The organism is Nocardioides rubriscoriae (assembly GCF_008087085.1).
Classification (GTDB): domain Bacteria; phylum Actinomycetota; class Actinomycetes; order Propionibacteriales; family Nocardioidaceae; genus Nocardioides; species Nocardioides rubriscoriae.
This window is the reverse complement of record NZ_VIYJ01000003.1, coordinates 270,527-296,442: the sequence shown is the minus strand read 5'-3', so window position 1 is coordinate 296,442 and position 25,916 is coordinate 270,527. Positions and strand designations below refer to the sequence as shown.

The window sequence follows — 25,916 nt, the reverse complement described above, 5'->3', positions numbered from 1 at the left end:
TTTTGTGGGACAACCACGTCGACCCGTCGCGTCTACGCGACGGGTCGACGTCGTCCTGTGGAGAAAGGGGTCGGTCTAGAGCCAGCCGGCGACCTCGGCGGCCCAGTAGGTCAGCACGAGGTCGGCCCCGGCGCGCCGGATCGAGATGAGGGTCTCCCAGATGGCGGCCTCGCGGTCGATCCAGCCGTGGGCGGCGGCGGCCTCGACCATGGAGTACTCGCCGGAGATGTTGTAGGCCGCCACCGGCACGTCGACGGCGTCGCGCACGCGGCGCAGCACGTCGAGGTAGGCCAGGGCGGGCTTGACCATGACGATGTCGGCGCCCTCGGCGACGTCGAGGAGGGCCTCGCGCACGCCTTCGCGGCCGTTGGCGGGGTCCTGCTGGTAGGTGCGGCGGTCCCCCTGCAGCGACGAGTCGACGGCCTCGCGGAAGGGGCCGAAGAAGGCGGAGGCGTACTTCGCGGAGTAGGCCAGGACCGCGACGTCGGTGTGGCCGGCGCCGTCGAGCGCGGCGCGCACGACCGCCACCTGGCCGTCCATCATGCCGCTGGGACCGACCAGGTCGACCCCGGCGGCGGCCTGGGCACGCGCCATCTCGGCGTAGATCTCGAGGGTCGCGTCGTTGTCGACGCGGCCGTCGGCGGTCAGCACCCCGCAGTGGCCGTGGTCGGTGAACTCGTCGAGGCACAGGTCGGCCATCACCGGCAGCGCGTCGCCGACCTCGGCCACGACGTCGGCGATGACCCGGTTGAGGATGCCGTCGGGGTCGACGGCGCCGGAGCCGATGGCGTCCTTGTGCTCGGGGATCCCGAACAGCATGATCCCGGCGAGCCCGAGCTCCGCCGCCTCGGCCGCGGCCCGGCGTACGGAGTCACGGGTGTGCTGGACGACGCCCGGCATCGACGAGATCGGGTGCGGCTCGCTCAGCCCCTCGCGCACGAACACCGGCAGGATCAGCTGGCGCGCCTCGAGCGAGGTCTCGGCGACGCTGCGGCGCAGCGCCGGCGTCGTGCGCAGACGCCGGGGACGGACGACGGGCGGAACCACGGACTCGCTGCTCACACGGACCTCCTGGACGGAACTGGCACCTCTGCGACGATCCTTCGTCGCAGAGGTGGGAGATTCACCGCTTCAGCGGTGAATCTCCCACCTGGCTCAGGCCTTGGCCCGCGACGACCGGCGCGCCGCCGGCTTGCGGTCCGACGGCTTGGTGACGGGCTCACCGGACTCGACCAGCGACGCCCGGCGGGAGGCGCCGAAGTCGGCCAGGGCCTCGACGAGCACGTCGACGTCGGGCTTGGGCGCCAGGACGTCGACGCGCAGGCCGTGCTCCTCGGCGGTCTTGGCCGTCGCGGGCCCGATCACGGCGATGATGGTCGAGGGGTGCGGCTTGCCGGCGATGCCGACGAGGTTGCGCACCGTCGAGGACGAGGTGAAGACCACCGCGTCGAACTTGCCCGACTTGATCGCGTCGCGCACCGGCGCCGGCGGCGGGGTGGCCCGCACCGTGCGGTAGGCGGTGACGTCGTCGCACTCCCAGCCGAGGTCGACCAGACCGGCGACCAGGGTCTCGGTGGCGATGTCGGCGCGGGGCAGGAAGACCCGGTTGATCGGGTCGAGGACCTCGTCGTACTCGGGCCAGTCGGCGAGCAGGCCGGCGGCCGACTGCTCACCCGAGGGCACCAGGTCGGCCCGCAGGCCCCAGGCGGCGATGGCGGCGGCGGTCTTGTCGCCGACCGCGGCGATCTTGAGGCCCGAGAAGGCGCGGGCGTCGAGGCCGTACTCCTCGAACTTCTCGCGCACGGCGCGCACGGCGTTGACCGAGGTGAAGGCGATCCACTCGTAGCGGCCCTCGACGAGGCCGCGCACGGCCTTGTCCATCTGCAGCGGGTTGCGCGGCGGCTCGACCGAGATCGTCGGGACCTCCTCGGGCACGGCACCGAAGCCGCGCAGGCCCAGGGACAGCGAGGCGGCCTGGTCCTTGGTGCGCGGCACCAGCACGCGCCAGCCGAACAGCGGCTTGGTCTCGAACCACGACAGCGTCGAGCGCAGGTCGACGACCTCGCCGACGACGACGACCGCGGGCGGCGCCATCCGGGCGGCCCGGGCGTCGGCGGCGACGTGCTCGAGGGTCGAGGTGAGCGTCTGCTGCTCGGTCGTCGTGCCGACCCGGGTCATCGCGACCGGGGTCTGCGCGGAGCGGCCGGCGGCGACCAGGGCCTTGGCGATCTCGCCGATCTGACCCACCGCGGACAGCAGCACCAGCGTGCGGCCGTCGGCGTACTGGCTCCAGTCGACGCGCGAGGCGGCGTTGTCGCCGCAGGTGACGACCGCGACCTCGCGGTGGTCCTTGGTGGTCAGCGGGATGCCGGCGTACGCCGGGACCGCACCCACCGAGGAGACCCCGGGGACGATCTCGAACCCGACACCGGCCTTGGCGCAGGCCTGCGCCTCCTCGGGACCCGAGGCGTACAGGAACGGGTCGCCGGCCAGGAGCCGGACCACCCGCAGCCCTCGCTTGGCCTGCTTGAGGACGATCTTGGCGCGGTTGGCGTGGGTCAGCGGCTGGCCGTCCTCGCCGAAGCCCCCGTCGACGAGCTCGGGGCCGGGCGCCGCGGCCGTGGCCTCGTAGGTCGCCTCGTCGTCGCCGGGCTCGGCCTCGACCGGGGTCGGCAGCCCGAGGACGGTGCGGACCAGGGCCGCGTGCTCGGGCACCTCGGTGACCACGACGTCGGCCTGGCGCAGCAGGTCGACGGCGCGGACCGTCAGCAGGTCGGGATCGCCGGGTCCGCTACCGACGAACGACACCCAGGCACGGGCGATCCGGTCGGCGGCGGTGCCGGCGGTGGCAGTGGCGGTCTTGGCTCGAGTCATGGGTTCTGCACCTCTGGGGGCTCGTTCGTGGCTGGGTCCGCAGCTGATGGGTTCAGCTGTCCTGCACCGTCGGCGAGCATGTCGCTCGCCAACCGGGTCCCGACGCCCACGGCGTCGGCCGGGGCACCCGATGCGGACATCCGCACCGAGAGGGCCCCGTCGAGCGAGAGCGCCACGGCTCTCACCCACAACTCATCTCCGTCGTCGCCCTCGACGACGTCGGCCAGCGCCCCGATCGGGGCGGAGCACCCGCCCTCGAGGGTGGCCAGCACGGCGCGCTCGGCCTCGACCGCCGCACGCGAGGCGGCGTGGTCGAGGCGGGCCAGCTCGGCGGCCAGGGGGTCGTCGGAGCGGCACTCGACCGCCAGGGCACCCTGCCCCGGCGCCGGCAGCATCTGCAGGGGGTCGAGCACCTCGGTGATGTCGTCGAGGCGGTCGATGCGGGCCAGGCCGGCGCGCGCGAGCACGACCCCGTCGAGCTCACCGTCGCGGACCTTGCGGATGCGGGTGTCGACGTTGCCGCGCACGCCCACGATCTCGAGGCCCAGGCCCAGGGCGTGCAGCTGCGCGACGCGCCGCGGCGAGCCGGTGCCGACCCTGCTGCCGACCGGGAGCTCGCCGAGGGTCAGCCCGTCGCGGGCGACCACGACGTCGCGGGGGTCCTCGCGGACCGGGATCGCGGCCAGCGTGATGCCGTCGGCCGGTGCCGTCGGCAGGTCCTTCAGGGAGTGGACCGCGACGTCGACCCGCGCGTCGAACAGGGCCTCGCGCAGGGCCCCGACGAAGATGCCGGTGGCCGAGCCGGGCAGGTCGGTGACGGGGGTGCCGTCGGCCTGGCTGCGGTCGCCGTCGGTGGTGATCTCGACCAGCTCGACCTCGCGGCCCAGGTGGGTGCGGATGAGGTCGGCGACGTGGCCGGCCTGGGTGGTGGCGAGCAGGCTGCGACGGGTGCCGACCCGGACGACGCCGCTCATGCCTCGACCTGCGGGACGTTGTTGGGTCGCGTGACGGCGTCGACGGCCTCGGGGTCGAGCGCGAACAGCTCGGCGAGCGCGCGCTCGTAGGACACGGCGCCCTCGGCGTTGACGAGCTCCTTGACCCGGACGGTGGGCTCGTGGAGCAGCTTGTCGGCGACCCGGCGCACCGTGTGGCGGATCTCGGCGCGCGCCGCGTCGTCGAGCAGCGGCAGCCGGGCCTCGAGGCGCGACATCTCGGCGTCGACGACCGACGTCGCCATCGAGCGCAGGGCGATCACGGTCGGGGTGACGCTGGCCTGACGACGGGCGGTGAGGAAGGCGGCGACCTCTTCACCCACGATGCGGCGTACGTCGGCGACCTCGCCGGCCACGTCGCTGACCGCCAGGCTCTCGGAGAGCTCACGCAGGCCGATCAGGGTCACCCCGGGCAGCTCGGCGACGCTGGGCTCGACGTCGTGGGGCAGCGCGACGTCGATGACCGACATCGGGCGGGCGGGGTCGGCGAGGGATCCGCGGGCGGCGGCCAGCATCTCGCTGGTGATGAGCACGCCGGTCGCGCCGGTGCAGGTGATGACGACGTCGGCCTTCGCCAGCTCGCCGGGCAGGTCGGCCAGGGCGACGGCGTGCGCGGAGTACTCGTCGGCCAGGCGCCGGGCCCGGTCGGGGGTGCGGTTGACCACGCTGACGTGGCCCGCGCCGAGCCGGCTCACGGTGGCCGTGGCCAGTCCCGCCATCGCGCCGGCGCCCACCACCACGACGTAGCTGCCGGCCACGGCGCCGATGGCGATCGCGGAGCGCTCGAGCGCGGCACCGATGAGGGTCGGAGCGACCCGGTCGATGCCGGTCTCGGCGTGGGCGCGCTTGCCGACACGCAGCGCCTGCTGGAACAACGAGTTGAGCGCCGGGCCGATGCTGCCGACCTCCTGGCCCAGGCGGAGCGCCTCGCGCGCCTGACCGAGGATCTGGCCCTCGCCGACGGCCATCGAGTCGAGCCCGGAGGCGACCTGGAACAGGTGGGCGACCGCGCCGTCGTCGTAGTGGACGTAGAGGTGGGGAACCATCGCCTCGGCGGCGTCGCCGGCCTGGGCCAGCAGCAGCCGCGAGAGCACCTCGACGCTGCCGTGGAACCGCTCGATGTCGGCGTAGACCTCGACCCGGTTGCAGGTGGAGACGACCGCGACCTCGTTGACGTGGTCGCACGCGGCGGCGTCGGTGAGGAGCTTGTGGACCCCCTCGGAGTCGAGCGCGACGCGCTCGAGCACCGACACGGGGGCGCTGTTGTGGGAGATGCCGACGACGAGGACGCTCATGTCACGTTGGCCTTCCGCTGCTCGTGGTAGGCCAGGATCTGCAGCTCGATGGACAGGTCGACCTTGCGTACGTCGACGCCCTCGGGCACCACGATCACTGACGGTGCGAAGTTGAGGATGCTGGTGATGCCGCAGCCGACCATGCGGTCGGCGACGTCCTGGGCGGCGCCGGCCGGGGTCGCGATGACCCCGATCGCGACGCCGTGGGTCTCGACGATCTCCTCGAGGTCACCGAACGCACGGACGTCGACCCCGGCGACGACCTCGCCGTGCCGGGTCTCGTCGGCGTCGAGCAGGGCCACCACCCGGAAGCCCCGGCTGCGGAACCCGGAGTAGTTGGCCAGGGCGTGCCCGAGGTTGCCGATGCCGACGATGACCACGGGCCAGTCCTGGGTCACGCCGATCTCGCGGGCGATCTGGTAGCGCAGGTAGTCGACGTCGTAGCCGACGCCGCGGGTGCCGTAGCTGCCGAGGTAGGAGAGGTCCTTGCGGAGCTTGGCGGAGTTGACGCCCGCCGAGAGCGCGAGCTCCTCGCTGGAGCAGGTCCGGATGCCGTCGTCGGCCAGCGCGTTGAGCGCCCGCAGGTAGACGGGCAGGCGGGCGACGGTCGCCTCCGGGATGTCCCGGGCGCTCTCGCTCGAACTGCGTGCAGTCACTGCTCTGCTTCCTAGCCGCGCCCCAGAGGAGGGCCCGGCTCGATCACAGTAGGAGTTTGTGAACGCGAGAACAAATTGAGCGGGAGTGGCCTAGCACACCCTCGACCGGGTGCGTGGAAGGGGGGTGGTGCACCGGCTCGCGGTCAGGTATCGAGGGCCTTGCGCAGCCGCGTCTCGTCGACCCGCCAGAAGTCGTGCTGGCGACCGTCGACGAACGTCACCGGCACCTCGTCGTTGAAGCGACGCAGCAGCTCCGGGTCGTCGTCGACCAGGACCACGACGTAGTCCTCCCCCCGCTCGGCGCACACCCGCGCCACGGTCTCCTCAGCCACCTCGCACAGGTGGCAGCCCGCGCGCGAGTAGAGCGTGACCCGCGGCCCGCTGCGCTCGCGCGGTCGCCGTCGCAGCCTCACGCGGGACTCACTCGAGGAGCCCGAGCGCGCGCCGGCGCTCGAGGCCGCGCAGCCGGCCCTTCTGCACCTTGCCGGTGATGCTGAGGGGCAGCCGGTCGACGACCTCGATCCGGCTGGGCACCTTGAAGCGCGCCAGGCCGCGCTCGCACGCCTCGCGTACGGCGGCCGCGATCGTCGCGGGGTCGGCGCCGGGGGCCGTCACGTAGGCCACGACCGCCTCGCCGGTGATGTCGTCGGCGACCCCGATGACCGCGACGTCGGCGACGCCCTCGACCTCGGCGACGACGCGCTCGACCTCGACCGGGTAGACGTTGAACCCCGACACGATGACGAGCTCCTTGACCCGGTCGACGAGGAAGACGTCGCCCTGGTCGTCGACGTAGCCGACGTCGCCGGTCGACCACCACCCGTCGACACCGGGCCCGTCGGCGCCGTCGGGCCAGTAGCCGCTGAAGAGGTTGTCGCCGCGCACCTGGATCTCGCCGGGGTCGCCCGACTCCTGGTCCACCGCCGCGCCCCCCTCGTCGACCAGGCGCAGCGAGATGCCGTCGAGCGGAGCTCCCACCGAGCCGGGCGGGGCCGCCGCCGAGCGCAGGGTGCTGGTGACGACCGGCGCGGCCTCGGTCAGCCCGTAGCCCTGGTGCACCGGGATGCCGGTGCGCGAGACGAACTCCTCGACGACCTCGGCCGAGACCGGCGCCGAGCCCGACAGCACCAGCCGGACCGGTCCGAGACGCCCGGCGAGGTCGACGTCGCGCCAGTGGGCGAAGACCGGTGGCGCCAGGGGCAGGACGCTGCACGCCTCGTCGTCGATGAGGTCGAGGGTGCCCTGGGGGTCGAAGCGGTCGGCCAGGACGAGCTTGGCGCGGCTGCGCAGCACGGTGCCGAGCACGGCGTTGAGGCCGTAGACGTGGAAGAGCGGCAGCACGCCGAGGACCACGTCGTCGCCGTGGATCAGCGGCGGGTCGACCGCGGCGACCTGCGCGATGTTGGCGGCCAGGGCCCGGTGGCTGAGCATCGCGGCGCGCGGCAGCCCGGACGTGCCGCTGGTGTAGAGCAGCGCGGCGATCCGCTCGGGGTCGCGCAGCGCCGGGACGGGGCGGGCGCTGTCGGCGCGCAGGTGGTCGTAGGAGCGCTCCCCGGGCAGCAGGGTGGTGCCGACCACCACGACGCGGGGGCGCACCATCCGGTCGAGCACCTCGCCCGGCACGTCCTGCTCCAGGGTCGACCCGCGGCCGGCGAGCGTGTCGTCGACCAGGGCTGCTGCCGCACGCACCGTGGTGACGGAGTCACCGTCGGCGACGACCATCCGGGCCCCGCAGTCGGCGACGACCCGGGCCAGCTCGCGGGCACTGGCCCCCGGGTTGAGCGGGACGGCGACCGCCTGCGCCCGCAGGATCGCCAGGTAGGTGGTGACGAACTCCAGCCGGTTGCCGATCACGAGGATGATCCGGTAGCCCGCGACGATGCCGGCGGCGGTCAGCCCGGTGGCCACGCGTCCCACCTGGTCGTCGAGCTCGGCCCACGTCAGGCTGCGTCCCCCGGACTCGACGAGCGCCAGCTTGTCGGGGTGCTCGGCGGCCGCCTCGGCCAGCAGAGCAGCCGGCCCCGCGACGGCGTCGGCGGTCGGGGTGGGAGCAGGCATGCGGGGCAGTCTAGGCATGATCAGACGACCGCAGGATGATCCGATCCGGTCGTGCGGAGCGGCGGCACCACCCGATCGGTCGCCGGATCAATACAGTGGGGCGATGCCTCCCTCGGACAAGCCGCGCCGGCCGCTCAACCTGCGCCAGCGCTCGACGCTCGCGGGCGAGGCCGCAGCGGCCGCGGCCGAGGTCGAGGTGGCCCTCGACCACCCCGTCGACCCGACCTCGGCGGCGTTCTTCGACGTCGACAACACCGTCATGCAGGGCGCGAGCATCTTCCACCTCGCGCGCGGCCTGCACCGCCGCAAGTTCTTCACCACGCGCGACATCCTCGGAGCCGCGTGGAAGCAGGCGTACTTCCGCGTCGTCGGCGTCGAGGACCCCGACCACATCGCCGAGACCCGCAACTCCGCGCTCAGCTTCATCGCGGGCCACACCGTCACCGAGCTCGAGTCGCTCGGCGAGGAGATCTTCGACGAGGCGATGGCGCACCGGATCTGGCCCGGCACCCGCGCCCTGGCCCAGCTCCACCTCGACCAGGGGCAGCGCGTCTGGCTGGTCACCGCCGCCCCCATCGAGATCGCCCAGATCATCGCCCGCCGCCTGGGGCTCACCGGCGCGATGGGCACCGTCTCCGAGCACGTCGACGGCGTCTACACCGGCCGCCTGGTCGGCGACCTGCTCCACGGCCCGGCCAAGGCCGAGGCGATCAAGGCCCTGGCAGCGCGCGAGGGCCTGGACCTGTCGCGGTGCTCGGCCTACTCCGACTCGGTCAACGACCTGCCGATGCTGAGCCTGGTCGGCGACCCGGTGGCCATCAACCCCGACGCCCGGCTGCGCGCCCACGCCCGGGAGCAGGGATGGCGGGTCCGCGACTACCGCACCGGGCGCAAGGCGGCCCGCGCCGGCCTGCTCGTCGGTGGCGTCGCCGGGGCTGTCACCGGCACCGTGGCGGCCGGGGTCGCGCTGCGCGGCAGGCGCCGCTGACCGCGCGCCCCTGCGGCCGGTCCAGACCGGCACGTGAGCCACGTCACGTGCTGCGCCGGGGGACGCCGGGGGGATCGGTCGTTTCCTGTACACCCTGCTAGGACCTGCTCTACCCTCGCCAGGAGGGCTCTGGGGAGAGCCTCACTGCGGGAGGGCGCATCCATGCCTCAGCCGAGGCCCAACGACACGCGCGGGCTCGATGCCCTGCGCCTGGCTGTCGTGCGCCTTCTGGTCCCCGCGCCCTCGTTCGCCGGCGGCTTCCTCGCGACCGAGGCGATCGGTCTGGGCGGCGCCCTCGAGACCACGTTCGACAACGCTCTGGACAGCTCGGTCGACGGCGGTGTGGGGATCGGCGGACTGGGCGGCACCGGCTCCGGCGGCGGCTTCGGCGACGCCGAGCTGGCCACCTCCTCGGAGGAGTCCGAGGCCGACCGCACCCGCCTGATCGCCCTGGTCGAGCTCGCCCGAGGCGGCGACGCCGACGCGTTCGGCCTGCTCTACGACCACTACCAGAGCTCGGTCTACCGCTTCTTGTTCTACCGGACCCGCTCCCAGGCCCTCGCCGAGGACCTCACGTCCGAGACGTTCTTCCGCGCGCTGCGCAACATGACCAGCTTCCGCTGGCAGGGCAAGGACTTCGGCGCGTGGCTGATGACCATCGCCCGCAACCTCGCCACCGACCACTTCAAGGCCGGTCGCACCCGCCTCGAGATGACCACCGAGGACATGGGGGCCCACGACGACACGACCGAGGGCCCCGAGTCCCTGGTCCTCGCCGGGCTCACCAACGAGATGCTGCTGGAGGCTCTGACCCAGCTGCCCGACGAGCAGCGCGACTGCCTCGTCATGCGGTTCCTGCAGGGCATGAGCATCGCCGAGACCGCTGCGGTCCTCGGGCGCAGCGACGGGGCGGTCAAGCAGCTGCAGCTGCGTGGGGTGCGCAACCTCGCCAAGCTGATGCCCGAGGGGATCAGGGACTGACGACGATGCCTCCCCACGACGTGACCACCACCACCTCGCCGACCTCCGGATCAACCGGGGTCACGACCGTAACCTCGCGTGATCGGTCGTCGTTGTGGTCTGTGACAGGCCTCCACGGCACCCGTGACACCGCAGGACGTACCCGATGAACCCCGTCTTCCCGGCGCGCAAGCGCGCCGAGCAGTTCAGCTCGATGCTCGAGGACTCCTCGACCACCGGGCTGCGCGACGTGGGCTCCAACGCCGACCTGCTCCCCCTGGTCGGCATCGTCACCGCCCTGCGCACCGCGCCGGCCCCCGAGCCGCGACCCGAGTTCGTCACCGACCTGCGGACCCGGCTGATGCTCGCCGCCGAGACCGCCCTGGCCCCCGACACCGCCGCCCAGGTCGAGGCCCGACGCCAGCCCGCGCCGCGACGTACGGGTCGCGAGCGTCGTCTCGCGGTCGCGATCGGCGGCTTCGCGATCGTCAGCGCCTCGGCGTCGATGTCGGTCGCAGCGCAGACCGCCCTGCCCGGCGACACCCTCTACCCGCTCAAGCGGGCCATCGAGAACGCCCACGAGGGCGTGCTGCGTGACGCCGACGACAAGGGCGCCACGATGCTCGACAACGCCTCCGGACGTCTCGACGAGGTCGACGAGCTCAGCCGCAGCGGCGGCCCCGACGCCACCGTCATCTCCCAGACCCTCCAGGACTTCACCGAACAGGCCGTCGAGGCCTCCGACGTGCTGCTCGGCGACTACGCCGAGACCGGTCGCCTGTCGTCGATCGAGGAGCTCCGCTCGTTCACGACCTCGAGCCTCGAGGCCCTGCAGCGCCTCGAGACCCTCGTCCCGCTCGACGCCCGCAGCTCGCTGGTCGAGGCCACCCGCGCCCTCGACATGATCGACGCTCAGGCCGTCAGCGCCTGCCCCGCGTGCAGCGACCTGCCCGCCCTGGCCCAGCAGGTCACCGCCGCCGCCGACCTCGGCCCGCTCTACCAGCACCTGCTCGACACCGCCGCCGCGCTCGAGGCGCCCGCGGCCCCCAGGCCCCCGACGCCGGCCCCGAAGCCCCCGACCCGGACCGGTGGTCAGCCCGCCCCCTCGGTGGCCACGCCGAGCCCGCAGCCCGCGGGCGACGACCCGGCCCCGACGCCCGACCTGACCGCCGGTGGCGACCAGGGTGCCCCCAGTTCGCTGGAGACCCTCGTCACCGGTGTCAACAGCGTCGACCTCGGCAACCTGCTGACCGGCACGGTCGACGACGTCACCCAGGGCGTCGACGACCTGCTCGGCGGCAGGACCGGCAAGTAGCCGTACCCCCGGCGCGCTGGTCACGGCGCGGAGTGCACCGGCGGCGTCGCCGCAGGCCCGGGGCCTACTTGAAGACCGACGTCCGCTGCATCAGCAGGGAGTAGAGGGTCTGCTGGATCGTCTCGCGCACCTGGTCGGTGACGTCGAAGACGAGCATGGGGTCCTCGGCGGCACCGGGCTCGTACTCGTCGGTGCGGATCGGCTCACCGAACTCCAGCAGCCACTTCGACGGCAGGGGCACCAAGCCGAGCGGGCCGAGCAACGGGAACAGCGGCGTGATCGGGATGTAGGGGATGCCGATCAGGCGGGCCAGGGCGGGGATGTTGCCGACCAGGGGGTAGATCTCCTCGGCGCCGACGACGGCGAGCGGGACGATCGGGACGCCGGTGCGCAGCGCGGCCGAGACGAAGCCGCCGCGGCCGAAGCGCTGCAGCTTGTAGCGCTGGGAGTAGGGCTTGCCGATGCCCTTGAACCCCTCGGGCCACACCCCGACGAGCTCACCGCCGCGCAGCATCCGCTCGGCGTCCTCGTTGCAGGCCAAGGTGGCGCCGCCCTTGCGGGCGAGCTGTGAGATCACGGGCATCTTGAACACGAGGTCGGCCCCGAGCGCGCGCAGGTGGCGGCCGGTCTGGTCGTGGATGGTGACCATGGTCATCAGGCCGTCGACGGGGATGGTGCCGGAGTGGTTGGACACCACGAGGGCGCCGCCCTCGGTCGGGATGTTGTCGATCCCGCGGACCTCGATGCGGAACCACTGCTGGGCGATCGGTCGCAGGGCGGCCATGAAGAAGCGCTGGGTGATCTCGGCGTCGAAGCCGTACTCGTCGACGACGTAGTCGCCGGTGACCCGGCGGCGCAGGAAGGCCAGGAAGTGGGCCAGTCGGGGCTCCCACTGCTCGCCGAACACCTCCATCGCGGCCTGCTGGAAGGCCGACAGCCAGGCCGAGGTGGGGATGTTGCGCAGCGGGTGGCGCTCGCGGGTGGTCGCTGCGGACACGACGGGCGCGGTGGACACGACGTCGTGGCCGCCGGTCGCCGGCGCGGCCTCGACGGGGCCGGTCGCGCCGTCCGCGCCGGCAGCGGTGGCCGCGGCGGGCTCGGTGGTCGACGTGGGGGGCTTGCGGGGCGTCGTACGGGCCTTGGGCGCGAGGCCGCGGGCGGCGGACGACGGCTGCTTGCCGGTGCCGCGGCCGGGCTTGCCACGGGTACCGATCGGGATGATCTCGGCGTCACCCACGGGACTCACCTCGCCTGGTCGTCGTGCTCGGACCCGGGGACGGTGCCACGCTCAGCGCGGGGCCGGCGGCCGGGCGGTCGGGGCCCGCGGCGGTGACGGCGGGCGTGCTGGGCAGGCGGTCGGCGACCCCGGCCAGGACACGGTCGGTGCGGCCGCCCGTGGGGGGCAGGCCGGAGGCGAAGTCGGCGAACGCCTCGGCGGTGGTGAAGCGCGGCTCGAAGCCGAGCACCTGGCGCATCTGCGTGGTGTCGACGCCGCGTCCGTAGGTGAGGAAGGACTTCTGCTCGGGCGAGAAGTCGGCGACGCGGGCCGAGCGCAGGGCCGAGCCGAGGCTGCCGACGGCGAACCCGGGCAGCCTGACCGCCGGACGCTGCAGGCGGCGTACGGCCTGGCTGAGCATCAGGATGCCGTCGCCGGCGACGTTGAAGGTGCCGGGCACCTCGTGGGCGACGGCGTGCTGGATCAGCGAGCGCAGGTCGTCCTCGTGGAGGAACTGCAGGCGCGCGTCGAAGCCCAGCACGGTGGGGATCACCGGCAGGCGGAAGTAGGACATCAGCGGGCTCACCACGTGGGGCCCGATGACGTTGGCGCAGCGCAGCATCGTCACCCGGACGTCGCTGCGGCGCCGGGCGAACCCGCGCACGTAGCTCTCGATCTCGGCGACGTCCTTGGCGTAGCCCGTGCGGGGCGCGCCGCGGGGGTTCATGTCCTCGGTGAACATTGCGGGGTCGCGGCTGCTAGCGCCATAGACCGTGGTCGTCGACTTCACGACCAGGTCGGTCACGCTCGGCGCCTTCTGGCACGCCGCGAGCAGCTGCATCGTCCCGATGACGTTGAGCTCCTTCATCGTCGTCCGGCCGCCGGAGCTGCCGGGGGTGGCGATGACGCTCATGTGGACGACGGTGTCGACGTCCTCCTTGGCGATGACCTTGGCGATGACCGGGTTGCGGATGTCGGCCCGCACGAAGGAGACGTCGCCGATGTCGCCGCGCGGCGGGGTCACGTCGACCCCGATCACGCGGCGTACGGAGGGGTCCTCTGCGATGGCCCGGGCGCACCGACGACCGAGGTCACGGGAGACCCCGGTGACGAGCACGACCTTGTCGCCGCCGGCCATGGTGAGGAGCCTGCGCTACTTCCCGAGCTTGCGACGCTGCACGCGCGTCTTCTTCAGGAGCTTGCGGTGCTTCTTCTTGGCCATGCGCTTGCGACGCTTCTTGATGACGGAACCCACGGAACCCAACTCTCACAGACAGTCGCCGTCCGGAGGTGTCCGGAGGCTCGGGCCAGCCTAACGGCCGGGCCCGAGCCACCGACAATCGGTCCGCAGGACGCCGGCGCCCGGCCGGGTTGCCGGCGGCGGTAGGGGGTCTCGAGACGGTCGCGGGCGACCTCCTCGACCCGCGTGGGGTGGGGTCGAGAAGAGAGCCGACCAGCAGGACGGCGCCCGGGCCACAGACCCAGGCCGACCACAGGGCGCACGGAGCCGCAGGTCGGCCCGACGTCTCGGCGGCCGCCACCCAGACCGGCGGCAGCAGTGCCAGGCGAGGGCGGCCAGCGAGACGCAGGCCCACCGGAGGCGACCAGACCGATCAGCCCGCGTTGTAGAAGCTCTTGCGGAGGTACTCGTTGACGTCTTCCTCGGCGACCCGGAAGGAACGACCCACGCGCACGGCCGGCAGCTCACCGCCGTGCACGAGTCGGTAGACGGTCATCTTGGAGACGCGCATGAGTGCGGCGACCTCGGCGATGGTGAGGAACTTCGGGTCGGACAAGCCTCCGGAAGAGCTCGACATGGGACACCAGCTTTCTTGCGTCCGCCACCGGCTTCCCCACCGGTGTCACACGGGCGCGACGTTGAGGACAATAGGGCCTGGTGTGACGCGTGGGGAAGGATTTGTCGGGTGAAACTTCTGAGCCCCCGGCGAGCCTGTCCCGCACCGGGGTTCCCCGCGTGCTACGCCGGGCGGCGGTCGCGCCCAGCGGTCGCGCCCAGCGGGGGCGACCGGCGGGGCTGCGCGGGGGCGTTTGCGACACTGAGCGGCATGACCGGGACCCTGAGCGAGCGGCGCCCGCCGGGGCGTCTCGCGGCGGGGTTGCCGACGTCGTTCTCCGCGCTGCCGCTGTGGGCCCGGGCCGCGCTGGTCTTCGTCGCGCTGCGGGTCGTGACCTGGCTGCTGATGGCCCAGGCAGCCGACCACGCGGGCTACTACCCCGGCGTCCAGGGGCCGGCCGAGGGCCACGTCGACCTCGCCCTGAACTGGGACGCCGTCTGGTACCAGCGCATCTTCGACCACGGCTACCCCGACCAGCTGCCCGTCGGCGACGACGGCCGGGTGCAGCAGAACGAGTGGGCCTTCTACCCCGTCTACCCGTACGCCGTGCGGCTCATGGCCGCGCTGCTCGGCTCCGACTTCGCCACCGTCGCGCCGGCGCTGGCCCTGTTGGCCGGCCTCGGGGCCGCGGTCGTGATGGCGCGGCTGCTGGTCGAGACGCTCCCGGCCGCCCCCGCCCGCCCCCGGCGTACGGAGGCCCTCGCCCTGGCGGCGGTGGGGGTGTGGGCGGCCTGCCCGGTGACCCCGGTGCTGCAGATGGCCTACACCGAGTCGTTCAGCGTGCTGCTGCTCGTCACGTTCCTGCTGCTGCTGGTGCGCGAGCGCTGGTGGGCCGCGGGCGCGTGCGCGGTCGTGCTGGGGCTGACCCGCCCGATCGCGCTGCCCCTGGTCGTCGTGGTCCTGGTGGCGCTGTGGATGCGGTGGCAGGCCCGCGAGGAGCGCCCGCTCCCGACCGGCGAGCGCGTGGCGATGACCGCGGCGCTGGGGCTGACCGGCCTGTCGGGCCTGCTGTGGACCGCGATCGCCGCCGTCGGCGCCGGGCGTCGTGACGCCTACCCCGCGACGATGACCGCCTGGCGCGGTGAGGACAGGATCGCGTTCCTGGAGCCGTGGAAGCGCACGATCACCTACGCCTGGGAGACCCACGACAAGGTGTTCGTGCTGCCGGCGCTCGGCATCGCGGTGCCGCTCGTGCTGTCGCTGCTCCTGCTGGTCCCCCGCATCGGCGGCGGGCTCGACCTGCGCCTGCGGGTGTGGTCGGCGGCGTACTCGGTCTACCTGCTGGCCGTCGTCGACGGCCACACCAGCATCTTCCGCTACCTCGTCGCGCTGTTCCCGCTGGCCGTGCTGCTCGTCGGGGCGCACCGCCCCGAGCCGCGGGCGTGGCAGCTGCGCACGACGGTGTGGGTCGTGGTCGGGATCGTCGGCCAGGTCGGCTGGATCTGGTGGTTGGTGGTCTTCTCGCCGTTGCCGGGCGGCTACGGCGACTACCCGCCCTGACCCGAGGGGCCGCGGGAGGGGTGGGAGACAGTGTCGGTACGCCGTCGTAGGGTCGCCGACATGACCGACCCCGACCCGTCGCAGGCCGCCAGCACCGACCTCGCCCACCTCGCCGAGGCCTTCTGGGACCACCACCTCGAGTCCAACCCGACCGAGGCGCACCTGCTCGGCAGCTACCGCTACGCGGCGTTCTTCGAGGACGCCTCGCGCGAGGCCGAGGACCGCCGTATCGAGGCGATGCGCACCTTCGCCGCCGACGCCTGGGCCATCGACCCCGGCGGCCTGAGCGAGCAGGAGAAGATCACCCGCCTCGTGCTCGAGAGCACCGCCACCAGCACCGCCGACCGACTGCAGACCCGGCTGGCCGAGCTGCACGCCGACCCCATCTTCGGCCCCCAGGTCGAGCTGCCGATCGTCGTGCCGATGCTGAGCCTGCCCGACGCCGAGGTGGCCGAGGCCATGGTCGACAAGCTCCACGGGGCGGCCCGCTGGCTGCGCGAGCAGGGTGACCGGTTGCGCGAGGGCCTGGCGGCCGGGCGGGTCTCCCCCGCGTTCGCCGTCGACGGCGCGGTCACCCAGCTGGAGGAGCAGCTCGCGACGCCGCTGGCCGACGACGCCGTGCTGGCGGCGCTGCCGACCCCGCCCGCCGGCGTCGACGAGGCGGCCTGGCGCGCGCGCTGCGAGCAGGCCGTCGCGACCGCCCTGCGGCCCGCCATGGCCGACTACCGCGATGCCTTGGTCGCGACCCGTGGGGCGGCCCGCCCCGACGACAAGCCCGGCCTGTGCTGGCTCGACGACGGCGAGCGGTCCTACGCCGCCCTGCTGCGCTACTCCACGACGACCTCGATGACCGCGCAACAGATCCACGACCTCGGGCTCGCGACGGTGGCCAAGCTGGCCGACGAGTACCGCGCGCTCGGCCCCGAGGTCGTCGGCACCGACGACCTCGCCCGGATCTTCGAGGCCATGCGCACCGACCCGCGTCTGCACTTCGAGCGCAGCGAGCAGCTCGTCGAAGCCTCCGAGGTCGCGATGGCGCGCGCCTGGGCGGCGATGCCCGACTGGTTCGAGGTCCTGCCCCAGGCCCCCTGCGGGGTCAAGGCGACCGCGTCCGGCGCCAAGGCCTACTACTTCCCGCCCGCCGCCGACGGCTCGCGCGGCGGCACCTTCTTCATCAACACCGGCGACCCGGCCTCGTGGGGCACCTTCGAGCTCGAGTCGATGGCCTTCCACGAGGGCATCCCCGGCCACCACCTGCAGCTGACGATCGCCGCCGAGCTGCAGGGCGTCCCCGAGTTCCGCAAGCACCTCCACAACAACGCCTACGCCGAGGGCTGGGGCCTCTACACCGAGCGCCTGGCCGACGAGATGGGGCTCTACAGCTCGGCCGTCGACCGGATGGGCATGTACGCCGCCGACTCCATGCGCGCCTGCCGGCTGGTCGTCGACACCGGGCTGCACGCACTGGGCTGGAGCCGCGAGCAGGCGGTGCGCTACATGGTCGACAACTCCCCGCTCGCCGACTCGATGGTGCGTCCCGAGATCGACCGCTACATCACCAACCCCGGCCAGGCCACCGGCTACATGGTCGGCCGGGTCGAGATCGAGCGCATCCGCGCGGCGGCCGAGGCGCGGCAGGGCTCGGCGTTCGACATCCAGAAGTTCCACTCCGCGGTGCTCGACCAGGGCTCGCTGCCGCTCGAGGTGCTCGACGAGGTGGTCGCCGCCCGGCTGCCGTGACCCGCGTCGTGTGAGAGGATCCGCGCGTGCAGATGACGCGCTCGACCCAGTGGTGGTCCGCCTGACCGGCGGACCTCCCTTCTGACGCACCCTCCAGAAACGGCCGCCCTCGGGCGGCCGTTCTGCACGTGCGCGGGCGACGACTCCCGAGGGCTCCACCCCTCGACACCCCAGGAGTCCTGATGACCACCCGCACCCTGTCCCTGCTCACGCCCTCCGGCCGGCTGACGCTCGGCAGCTACTTGGGCGCGCTGCGCCCGATGCGCGAGCGCCAGGGCGACGCCTTCTACGGCATCGCCGACCTGCACGCCCTCACCACCGACCACGACCCCCGGTTGCTGCAGGCCCACGCGGCGGAGATGGCGGCCCTGTTCCTCGCGGTCGGGCTCGACGGGGCCACGCTGTTCCGCCAGAGCCACGTGCCGGCCCACGCCCAGCTGGCCTACCTGCTGGAGTGCGTGGCGACGACCGGCGAGCTCGGCCGGATGGTCCAGTTCAAGCAGAAGTCGCGCGCCGGGGAGTCCACCCGCGTCTCGTTGATGACCTACCCGGCGCTGATGGCCGCCGACATCCTGCTCTACCGCCCGCAGGCCGTACCGGTCGGCGAGGACCAGCAGCAGCACGTCGAGCTCACCCGCGACCTGGCGCTGCGCTTCAACCGGCGCTACGGCGAGGTCTTCGTGGTGCCCGAGGTGGTGACGGCCGGCGACGGCACCGGGCGGGTGATGGACCTGCTCCACCCGATCCGCAAGATGTCGAAGTCGGCCGACGCCGCGGGCTCGATCCTGCTGCTCGACCCGCCCGACGTCGTACGACGCAAGGTGGCGCGCGCGGTGACCGACAGCGACGTGGGCCACGACGCGGTGCGCCGCGACCGCGCGGCCAAGCCCGGGGTGACCAACCTGCTCGACGTGCTGGTGGCCTGCGGCGGCTCGGCCGACGGCGTGACGACGTACGGCGCGCTCAAGCGGGCGGTGACCGACGCGGTCGTGGCCGAGCTCGAGCCCGTCCGGCAGCGGTACGCCGAGCTGGCCCGGGACCCGGGCCACGTGACGGAGGTCTTCGCCCGCGGTGCGCAGCGGGCCCGGGCGGTCACCGAACCGGTCCTGGCCGCGGCCACCGCCGCGATCGGGCTGTGACGACGGCCGCCCGCTGCCGCGCGGGCACCGCGCCGCGAGGTGGCTACCCTGGCGGCTGTGCCGGACCCCGCCCCCCGACGGACCTCCAAGGCCGAGCAGACCCGGTCGGTGATCACCGCTGCGGCGCTGCGACTGTTCCGCCGTGACGGCTACGACGGCACGACGATGCGCGCGATCGCCCAGGAGGCCGGTGTCTCGGTCGGCAACGCCTACTACTACTTCTCGTCCAAGGAGCACCTGGTCCAGGCGTTCTACGACGGCATCCAGGTCGAGCACGCCGCGGCGGCGGCCGGCGTCCTGGCCCGCGAGAAGGACTTCGAGCCGCGCCTGCGCGGCGTCCTCGAGGCGTGGCTCGACGTGGCGGCGCCCCACCACGGGTTCGCCGGGCAGTTCTTCCGCAACGCCGCCGACCCCCAGAGCCCGCTGTCGCCCTTCAGCGACGAGTCGGCGCCGGCACGCGCCGCCAGCACCGACCTCTACCGTCGCGTCGTCGACGGCGCCGACGTCAAGATCGCCCCGACCCTGCGCGCCGAGCTGCCCGACCTGCTGTGGCTGCTGCAGATGGGGGTCGTGCTGTTCTGGGTGCACGACCGCTCCCCCGGCCAGGCCCGGACCCGCACCCTGGTCGCGCAGTCGACCCCGGTGGTCGACCGGCTCCTGCGACTGGCCCGGCTGCCGGTGGTGCGGGGCGTGGTCGACGACCTGGTCGGGGTCATCGCCACGATCAGGACGCCATGAACCCCGCGACCGCGCGACCGAGCTCAGCGCCCGCGTCCTCCTGGAGGAAGTGACCGGCCCCCGCGATGGTCGGGTGGTCGATGCCGGCTGTGCCCGGCACGAGCTGGCGCAGGATCGGCGCCATGGCGCCGGTGATCGGGTCGCCGTCGCTGAAGGCCACCAGGAACGGCTTGTCCCAGGCCTGCAGCACCGTCCAGGCCGCGCGGTTGGCCTCGGTCGCCGGGTCGTCGGGGCGCGTCGGCACCAGCGTCGGCATCGCACGCGGCCCGGCCTTGGCCTCCTCGGTCGGGAACGGGGCGTCGTACGCCGCACGGTCGGCGTCGGTGAGCCCGCGCAGGCACCCGGACTCCACGAAGCGACCGATGTCGAGGATCGGGGCCGACTCGACCGCGCGCCGGAACTCCCACCAGATCTCGGGCATGTCGAAGTCGCCGGTGGGCAGCCCGGTGTTGGCCGCGACGACACGGGCGAACCGGTCGGGGTGCTCGGCGACCAGGCGCAGCCCGATCAGCCCGCCCCAGTCCTGACCGACCAGGGTCACCTCGCGCAGGTCGAGGTGCTCGAGGGCGAGCTCGCGCACCCACTCGACGTGGCGCGCGTAGGTGTGGTCGCCCATCGCGAGGGGCTTGTCGGAGCGGCCGAACCCGATCAGGTCGGGCACGACGCAGCGCACGCCGGCGGCGGTCAGCTCGGCGACGACGTGGCGGTAGAGGTAGGACCAGGTCGGCTCGCCGTGCAGCAGCAGCGCGACCGGGGCCTCGAGGTCGGCCGGGGTGCCCGTGTCGACGTAGGCCATCCGCAGCGACCCGCCGTCGGGGTCGGTCACCTCGACGTAGGCCGGCTCGGGCCAGTCGACGTCGGCGAAGCGGTCCTCGGGGGTGCGGTAGACGTCCATGGGCCGAGTCTGGCACCCGGTGCCCGATCTAGGACCCGCGCCGGCCATGCGGACGACGAACGCCCCCGGTCGGCCGACCGGGGGCGTTCGTGCTGGTGCTCGTACTGGAGTTCGTGCTGGGGAGAAGGTGCAGCAGGTGCGTTGCTCAGGCCGCCGGCGGCAGGCAGATCGACTGGGCGGTGCCCTGTCCGTTGAGGGACAGGTCGACGTTGACGCACACCGAGGGGGACGCCGAGGCCGGCACAGCGGTGAGCACCAGAGCAGCGCCGCTGAGGCCGAGGAGGATGCCGAGTCGCTTCATGTGGTTGTTCTCCTTCGTCAGGTCGAAGCGGGGCCCAATCCCCGCCTCGACCTGCCCAACGACGGTCGGTGACCCGGGTCACGCCCTGACGGTAAGAAAACTGAGGAGTTGTCTTGGCGCCCCTCACGTCGTCGCGCGGGCGGTCTCCTCGGCCAGGTCGCGCAGGGTGTGGAGCTGCTTGCGCATCATCACCAGGTCGCCCCAGGCCAGGGCGTCGACGGCCGGGCGCGGCCACGTGGTGACCATCCGGCACACCAGGCGCGAGACGTCGGCGCCGGCCGGCTCCGCGGCATAGGTCACCGCCGTGGTGCCGAGCAGCCGGCGCCCGCGCTCACCGGTGACGGCGGTCCAGTGGTGGCCCTCCTCGAAGCCGGTGAGGCGGAAGACCACCGCCATCGTCTGGCCGAGCTCGAGCCGCTCGGCACCGGGGGTGAGCTCGCGGGGGCTCTGCCGCCCGAGGTTGTCGATCCAGTCGTAGGAGTAGGGGGCGACCGCGACCTGGCACAGCCAGCGCCACAGCACCGGGGCCGGCGCCGCGACCGCAACGGCGCGGGTCATCGCCCGCCCCGTCGCGGCGTCGTCGGCCGGGTAGCGCCGCGCGACCTCGGCGGGGGTCGCGCCCCAGTCCCACGGCAGGCTCACTTCTTCTGCCTGCGGCTGCCGGCGTGCCAGTCCTCCTGCGGCCCGACCTCGCCCGCGTCGACGTCGACGCCGAGGGCGCGCAGCTGGGGCAGCTCGCGCAGGCTGCGCTTGAGCTCGGCGAAGCCCGGGAACGTCGCCAGGCCGACGACGTGGTCCCACAGCCGGCCGGCGTCGTCGTCGGAGGGCAGGCGGCTGATGACCGGCCCGAAGAACGCGGCCCCCTCGGGCGGCGCGATGTGGAGGATGGGGGTGCCGACGTCCTTGCCGGTCAGGGCGAGCGCCTCGTCGGTCTCGGCCTGCACCTGGGCGTCGCGCGCGATGTCGTCGAGGTGGGCCACGAGGTCGCCGGGCAGCCCGCAGTCGTCGAGCGCCGCCCGCACCAGGTCGTCGACCGCGCCGGGTCGGGTGGCGTCGTAGGAGCCGGGGGCGCTGTCGAAGACCCGCGCGCCGATCGCCGGGTAGAGCCGGGCGACCGCCTCGGGCCCGTGGTCGTCACGCACGTGGGCGAGCACGCGGAGCATCCGCAGCCCCGCGGTGTGGCCGGCCTCGTAGCCGGGCGGGAAGTGGGCGTCGTAGTCGAGGTGGGCGTTGAGCAGTCGCAACGAGATGAAGCGCCACTCGACGTCGTAGTTGCGCTGGGCCTGCACCGTGCGCACCCACTGGCTGGTCAGCCACGCGAAGGGGCAGACCGGGTCGAACCAGAACCGGACGTCGGGCGTGGGCACCTCAGGCCTCCTCGGCCAGCTCGCGCGAGCGGTTGCGGGCGGCCTCCATGGCGGCCAGGAACGCCGCGCGCACCTTGTGGATCTCGAGCTCGCGCAGCGCCGAGGCGGTGGTGCCGCCCGGCGAGGTGACCTGCTCGCGCAGGACCGTCGGGTGGGTGCCGGTCTCGCGGAGCATCTTGGCCGAGCCCACGAGGGTCTGGATGACCAGCTCGCTGGCGGTCGACCGCGGCAGCCCGAGGTGGACGCCGGCCTCGATCATCGACTCGACGACGAAGAAGATGTAGGCCGGGCCCGAGCCGGAGATCGCGGTGACGGCGTCCTGTTGGCGCTCGGGGATCCGGACGACCCGGCCGACCGAGGCGAGCAGCGACTCGGCCTCGGCGAGGTGGTCGTCGGAGCAGTGCGACCCGGGCGAGATCGCCGCCATGCCCTCGTCGACCAGCGCCGGGGTGTTGGGCATGACCCGCACCACCGCCACGCCCTCGGGCACCCGGGACTCGATGAACGCGGTCGTGATGCCGGCGGCGAGCGAGACGACGAGCTGGCCCGGACGCAGCACCCCGGAGATCTCGTCGAGCAGGTCGCCCATGTCCTGCGGCTTGACGACCAGCGCCAGGGTGTCGGCCTTGGCGGCCGCGTCGACGTTGGAGACCACCGCGACGCCGTACCGCTCCTCGAGCTCGCGGGCGCGCTCGACGCGCTTCTCGCCGACCAGCAGCCGGTCGACCCGGCGGCCGGCCCGGACGAGGCCGGACAACAGGGTCTCGCCCATCACGCCGGCGCCGATGATGGCGGTCTGCGGGTCGGCGGCTGCGGTGCTCATGCGAGCAACCTACTTCTTCGAGATCAGCGACCTGAGGAAGAACGTCAGGTTCTGCGGGCGCTCGGCGAGGCGACGCATGAGGTAGCCGTACCACTCCTGGCCGTAGGGCACGTAGACGCGCACCGTCTCGCCGGCCGCGGCCAGGCGACGCTGCTCGTCGGGGCGGATGCCATAGAGCATCTGGTACTCGTAGGTGCCCGGTGAGCGCCCGTAGCGGCTGGCCAGCGACGCGGCGATGGACACCATCCGTGGGTCGTGGGTGGCGATCATGGGGTAGCCCGCGCCGCCGAGGAGCACCTTGAGGCAGCGCACGTAGGACTTGTCGACGTCGATCTTGTCCTGGAAGGCCACGTCGTCGGGCTCGTGGTAGGCGCCCTTGCACAGCCGCACCCGCGAGCCCTCGTGGGCCAGCGCCCGACAGTCGGCCTCGGTGCGGTGCAGGTAGGCCTGCAGCACCGCACCTGTCTCGGGGAAGTCCTTGCGCAGGTCGCGCAGCACCGCGAGCGTGCGGTCGGTCGTGGTGTGGTCCTCCATGTCGAGGGTCACCGTGGTGCCGGCGTTGCGGGCGGCCCGGCAGATGGTGCGGGCGTTCTCGAGCGCCGTCTTGTCGCCGACGTCGGGCAGCGCCTGGCCGATGGCCGACAGCTTGACCGACACCTCCGCGTGGCGCGAGAGACCCCGGTCAGACAGGCTCTTGAGCAGCTCGACGTAGGCCGCCACGGTGGCGTCGGCCTGCTCGGTGTCGAGGGTGTCCTCGCCGAGGAAGTCGAGGGTGACGGCCAGGCCGTCGGCGACCAGGCGGCCGGTCGCGTCGACCGCGGCGCTGGTGGTCTCACCGGGGACGTAGCCGGTCACGACGCCCGAGGTGACGGGCATGGTGGTGACGAGCTTCTTGACGCCGCCGCTGCGCGCGAGCAGCAGGATCGGCTGGCGGAGCAGGGACATGGCACCAGGTTACGGCGGCAGCGGTGCGAGCGGGGGCCGCGGGGCGTACGCCGCCAGGAGTACGACGCGTGCGCGACCACCGACGAGGTCACTCCCCCAGCACGACGCGGGCGACCCCCCGCGGCGGCGAGGCTCACCGACATGACCCAGACCCGCACTCCCCGCCTGGCCAGGATCCTGCAGGCCATCCACGCACACCCACGGCGCGCCCTGGTGGCCGTCTTCCTCCTCGTCGTCGTGGCGGGCGCCCTCGGCGGTCCTGTCGCCGGCGCGCTCGACACCGACGGCGGCTTCGCCCCGGCCGACGCCGCCTCGGCCCGCGCGGTCGGACGCATCGAGGCCGCGACCGGCCTCGAGGCCTCCCCCGGACTGGCCGTCCTGGTCGACGGCACCGACCCCGCCACCGTCCGGGCCGTCACCGACCGGCTCGGCGACGTCCCGGGGGTCGCCGAGGCCACCCCGGCCGGGACCGCCCGCGACGGCGGCTCCTCGCTGGTGCTCGGCACCATCGAGGCCTCGGCCGCCAGCGACGACGTCGCCTCCGCGGCGATCGACGCCTTCGCCGACGACCCGGCCGTCACCGTCGGCGGGGGCGCGGTCGCCGGCCTGCAGATCGGTGACCAGGTCGGCGAGGACCTGGGGCGCGCGGAGCTGATGGCCTTCCCGGTGCTGCTGCTGCTGTCGCTGCTGATCTTCGGAGGTCGCGCCGCCGTGCTGCCCCTGGCCGTCGGCGTCACCACCGTGCTGGGCACCTTCCTCGCCCTGGCCGGTATCAACCAGGTCCACGGGCTCAGCGTCTTCGCCCTCAACCTGGTGATCGGCCTGGGGCTGGGCCTGGCGATCGACTACACCCTGTTCCTGCTGACCCGCTACCGCGAGGAGCTCGACCGGCAGGGACCGACGTACGGCGCTGTCCTCACGACCATGGCCACGGCCGGCCGCACGATCGTCTTCTCCGCCGCCACGGTGGCCGTCGCCCTGGTCACCTTGACCGTCTTCCCGCTGGGCTTCCTGCAGTCGATGGGCATCGCCGGCGCGGTCGTCGCCGTGGTCGCCGCCGTCGCCTCCCTGGTCATCACCCCCGCCCTCCTGGGCCTGTGGGGTGCCAAGCTCGCCCGTCGCCGCAGCAAGGCCGCCGAAGGACGCTGGTACCGCCTCTCGCACGCCGTCATGCGCCGCCCCGGTGCGGTGGCCGCCGTCACCGCGGTCGTGATGGTGGCCCTCGCCGCCCCCGCCCTGCGCGCGGAGTGGACGCCGGTCGACTCCTCGGTCGTGCCGGAGAACCTCAGCGCCCGCGTCGTCTCCGACACCCTGACCGCGCAGTACGACGGCGCCGGCAGCACCCCGGTCACCGTCGCGGTCGAGACCGACGACGCCGCGGCGGCCACCGACCTGGCGCAGCGAGCAGCGGCCCTGCCCGGGGTCGTCGCGAGCACCCCGGCCCGCCGGCTGGACGCGCGCACCTGGCAGATCGACCTCACGGTCTCCGGCGACGCTGCCGGGGACGACGCCCAGCGGGTGGTCGGCGAGGTGGAAGGGCTCGCCGACGACCTCGGCACCGACGCCCTGGTCGCCGGACCCGCGGCGGAGTTCCTCGACCAGCAGGACGCGATCGGCTCGCGCCTGCCGCTGGCCGTGGGCCTACTGGTGCTGCTCACGCTGCTGGTGCTCTGGCTGATGACCGGGTCGGTGGTGCTGCCCCTCAAGGCGGTGGTCATGAACACTCTCACCGTCGGGGTCTCGCTCGGGGCGCTGACGTGGGTCTACCAGGACGGGCGGCTGACGGGCCTGCTCGGCTACACGCCCAACGGCGGGATCGAGCCGACCGACTTCCTGGTCGCCGCCGCGCTGGTCTTCGCCCTCTCGACCGACTACGGGGTCTTCCTGCTGGGCCGCATCAAGGAGGCCCGGGAGTCCGGGCTCGACGAGCGCGAGGCCGTCGCCACCGGCCTGGGCCGTACCGGCAGCGTCGTGACGGCCGCGGCGCTCCTGCTGGCCGTCGCGATCGGCGCCTTCAGTACCAGCGAGATCTCCTTCATCCAGCAGATCGGCGTCGCGACCGCGGTCGGCGTCCTGGTCGACGCGTTCGTCGTCCGCTCGCTGCTCGTGCCCGCGCTGATGGGCCTGCTGGGCAAGTGGAACTGGTGGGCGCCGATGCCGCTGCGCCGGCTGCACGACCGGATCGGGTTCCGCGAGGAGCCGGTCGTCCTGGAGGAGCGTCCTCCCACGCTCGCGAATACTCCCTGAGGACGACGCCG

The 25,916-nt window shown here is 73.4% G+C and carries 25 protein-coding genes; 8 read left to right on the top strand and 17 right to left on the bottom strand.

What is annotated here, in order from left to right; translation table 11 throughout:
* Positions 1–75 precede the first annotated feature (75 nt).
* From hemB to FZC61_RS08000, 7 genes are all read right to left on the bottom strand, one after another.
* Positions 76–1,062 carry a porphobilinogen synthase gene (gene hemB / locus FZC61_RS08030; protein ID WP_246142593.1) on the bottom strand — a complete coding sequence of 329 codons (987 nt, stop codon included), beginning with the start codon at positions 1,060–1,062 and terminating at the stop codon, positions 76–78.
* 93 nt (positions 1,063–1,155) lie between these two features.
* Complete coding sequence (locus FZC61_RS08025; RefSeq protein ID WP_148613632.1) at positions 1,156–2,874, bottom strand: bifunctional uroporphyrinogen-III C-methyltransferase/uroporphyrinogen-III synthase; 1,719 nt, start codon at positions 2,872–2,874, stop codon at positions 1,156–1,158.
* Positions 2,871–3,848 (bottom strand): hydroxymethylbilane synthase, encoded by a 978-nt coding sequence (hemC, locus tag FZC61_RS08020; protein WP_148613631.1) that lies wholly within the window; start codon positions 3,846–3,848, stop codon positions 2,871–2,873. The genes FZC61_RS08025 and hemC overlap by 4 nt, the downstream gene beginning before the upstream one ends.
* The gene (locus FZC61_RS08015; protein ID WP_148613630.1) at positions 3,845–5,161 is read right to left on the bottom strand and encodes a glutamyl-tRNA reductase; all 1,317 of its coding nucleotides are present in this window, start codon (positions 5,159–5,161) and stop codon (positions 3,845–3,847) included. The genes hemC and FZC61_RS08015 overlap by 4 nt, the downstream gene beginning before the upstream one ends.
* Positions 5,158–5,817, bottom strand: coding sequence for a redox-sensing transcriptional repressor Rex (locus FZC61_RS08010; RefSeq protein WP_148613629.1), 660 nt, complete (start codon positions 5,815–5,817; stop codon positions 5,158–5,160). Before FZC61_RS08010 ends, FZC61_RS08015 begins: the two co-directional genes overlap by 4 nt.
* A 143-nt stretch (positions 5,818–5,960) precedes the next feature.
* Positions 5,961–6,230, bottom strand: coding sequence for a glutaredoxin family protein (locus tag FZC61_RS08005; RefSeq protein ID WP_246142592.1), 270 nt, complete (start codon positions 6,228–6,230; stop codon positions 5,961–5,963).
* Positions 6,231–6,237: 7 nt separating this feature from the next.
* The gene (locus FZC61_RS08000) at positions 6,238–7,875 is read right to left on the bottom strand and encodes a class I adenylate-forming enzyme family protein (RefSeq protein WP_170286025.1); all 1,638 of its coding nucleotides are present in this window, start codon (positions 7,873–7,875) and stop codon (positions 6,238–6,240) included.
* A 103-nt stretch (positions 7,876–7,978) separates the two neighbouring features.
* Between FZC61_RS08000 and FZC61_RS07995 the strand changes: the two genes are divergently transcribed.
* From FZC61_RS07995 to FZC61_RS07985, 3 genes are all read left to right on the top strand, one after another.
* Entirely contained in the window at positions 7,979–8,863 is an 885-nt protein-coding gene (locus FZC61_RS07995) for an HAD family hydrolase (RefSeq protein WP_148613627.1), read from the top strand.
* 162 nt (positions 8,864–9,025) lie between these two features.
* Positions 9,026–9,844 carry a sigma-70 family RNA polymerase sigma factor gene (locus FZC61_RS07990; RefSeq protein WP_148613626.1) on the top strand — a complete coding sequence of 273 codons (819 nt, stop codon included), beginning with the start codon at positions 9,026–9,028 and terminating at the stop codon, positions 9,842–9,844.
* A gap of 145 nt (positions 9,845–9,989) precedes the next feature.
* Positions 9,990–11,138 carry a DUF5667 domain-containing protein gene (locus tag FZC61_RS07985; protein WP_148613625.1) on the top strand — a complete coding sequence of 383 codons (1,149 nt, stop codon included), beginning with the start codon at positions 9,990–9,992 and terminating at the stop codon, positions 11,136–11,138.
* A 64-nt stretch (positions 11,139–11,202) separates the two neighbouring features.
* On the opposite strand, the gene FZC61_RS07980 is transcribed toward FZC61_RS07985, so the two are convergent.
* The 4 genes from FZC61_RS07980 to FZC61_RS07965 form a co-directional block, all read right to left on the bottom strand.
* Positions 11,203–12,375 carry a lysophospholipid acyltransferase family protein gene (locus tag FZC61_RS07980; RefSeq protein WP_148613624.1) on the bottom strand — a complete coding sequence of 391 codons (1,173 nt, stop codon included), beginning with the start codon at positions 12,373–12,375 and terminating at the stop codon, positions 11,203–11,205.
* Entirely contained in the window at positions 12,368–13,492 is a 1,125-nt protein-coding gene (locus tag FZC61_RS07975; RefSeq protein WP_148613623.1) for an NAD-dependent epimerase/dehydratase family protein, read from the bottom strand. Before FZC61_RS07975 ends, FZC61_RS07980 begins: the two co-directional genes overlap by 8 nt.
* A gap of 15 nt (positions 13,493–13,507) precedes the next feature.
* Entirely contained in the window at positions 13,508–13,609 is a 102-nt protein-coding gene (locus FZC61_RS07970; RefSeq protein WP_008356322.1) for a 30S ribosomal protein bS22, read from the bottom strand.
* Between the two features lie 358 nt (positions 13,610–13,967).
* Complete coding sequence (locus FZC61_RS07965) at positions 13,968–14,171, bottom strand: helix-turn-helix domain-containing protein (RefSeq protein ID WP_148613622.1); 204 nt, start codon at positions 14,169–14,171, stop codon at positions 13,968–13,970.
* Between the two features lie 249 nt (positions 14,172–14,420).
* On the opposite strand from FZC61_RS07965, the gene FZC61_RS07960 reads away from it, so the two are divergent.
* The 4 genes from FZC61_RS07960 (at position 14,421) to FZC61_RS07945 (ending at position 19,327) form a co-directional block, all read left to right on the top strand.
* On the top strand, positions 14,421–15,710 hold the full coding sequence (locus FZC61_RS07960) for a hypothetical protein (protein ID WP_148613621.1): 1,290 nt from the start codon (positions 14,421–14,423) through the stop codon (positions 15,708–15,710).
* A gap of 60 nt (positions 15,711–15,770) precedes the next feature.
* Positions 15,771–17,450 carry a DUF885 domain-containing protein gene (locus FZC61_RS07955; RefSeq protein WP_148613620.1) on the top strand — a complete coding sequence of 560 codons (1,680 nt, stop codon included), beginning with the start codon at positions 15,771–15,773 and terminating at the stop codon, positions 17,448–17,450.
* 182 nt (positions 17,451–17,632) lie between these two features.
* Positions 17,633–18,589 carry a tryptophan--tRNA ligase gene (trpS, locus tag FZC61_RS07950; RefSeq protein WP_148613619.1) on the top strand — a complete coding sequence of 319 codons (957 nt, stop codon included), beginning with the start codon at positions 17,633–17,635 and terminating at the stop codon, positions 18,587–18,589.
* A gap of 57 nt (positions 18,590–18,646) precedes the next feature.
* Positions 18,647–19,327 carry a TetR/AcrR family transcriptional regulator gene (locus FZC61_RS07945; protein ID WP_148613618.1) on the top strand — a complete coding sequence of 227 codons (681 nt, stop codon included), beginning with the start codon at positions 18,647–18,649 and terminating at the stop codon, positions 19,325–19,327.
* Here FZC61_RS07945 and FZC61_RS07940 read toward each other — a convergent pair.
* The 6 genes from FZC61_RS07940 to FZC61_RS07920 all read right to left on the bottom strand — a co-directional run bounded on the left by FZC61_RS07940 (position 19,314) and on the right by FZC61_RS07920 (position 23,658).
* Positions 19,314–20,222: a haloalkane dehalogenase gene (locus FZC61_RS07940; protein ID WP_148613617.1), complete on the bottom strand. Its 909-nt coding sequence runs from the start codon at positions 20,220–20,222 to the stop codon at positions 19,314–19,316. The genes FZC61_RS07945 and FZC61_RS07940 overlap by 14 nt on opposite strands.
* A 145-nt stretch (positions 20,223–20,367) precedes the next feature.
* Positions 20,368–20,523 carry a hypothetical protein gene (locus tag FZC61_RS22985; protein ID WP_170286023.1) on the bottom strand — a complete coding sequence of 52 codons (156 nt, stop codon included), beginning with the start codon at positions 20,521–20,523 and terminating at the stop codon, positions 20,368–20,370.
* Between the two features lie 123 nt (positions 20,524–20,646).
* Positions 20,647–21,165 (bottom strand): hypothetical protein, encoded by a 519-nt coding sequence (locus FZC61_RS07935; protein ID WP_148613616.1) that lies wholly within the window; start codon positions 21,163–21,165, stop codon positions 20,647–20,649.
* Positions 21,162–21,890, bottom strand: a complete 729-nt coding sequence (locus FZC61_RS07930) for a mycothiol-dependent nitroreductase Rv2466c family protein (RefSeq protein WP_148613615.1) — start codon at positions 21,888–21,890, stop codon at positions 21,162–21,164. The genes FZC61_RS07935 and FZC61_RS07930 overlap by 4 nt, the downstream gene beginning before the upstream one ends.
* A 1-nt stretch (position 21,891) precedes the next feature.
* Positions 21,892–22,713 carry a pyrroline-5-carboxylate reductase gene (gene proC / locus FZC61_RS07925; protein ID WP_148613614.1) on the bottom strand — a complete coding sequence of 274 codons (822 nt, stop codon included), beginning with the start codon at positions 22,711–22,713 and terminating at the stop codon, positions 21,892–21,894.
* 9 nt (positions 22,714–22,722) lie between these two features.
* Entirely contained in the window at positions 22,723–23,658 is a 936-nt protein-coding gene (locus tag FZC61_RS07920; protein ID WP_246142591.1) for a proline dehydrogenase family protein, read from the bottom strand.
* A 141-nt stretch (positions 23,659–23,799) separates the two neighbouring features.
* Between FZC61_RS07920 and FZC61_RS07915 the strand changes: the two genes are divergently transcribed.
* The gene (locus FZC61_RS07915) at positions 23,800–25,905 is read left to right on the top strand and encodes an MMPL family transporter (RefSeq protein WP_148613613.1); all 2,106 of its coding nucleotides are present in this window, start codon (positions 23,800–23,802) and stop codon (positions 25,903–25,905) included.
* Positions 25,906–25,916: the final 11 nt, after the last annotated feature.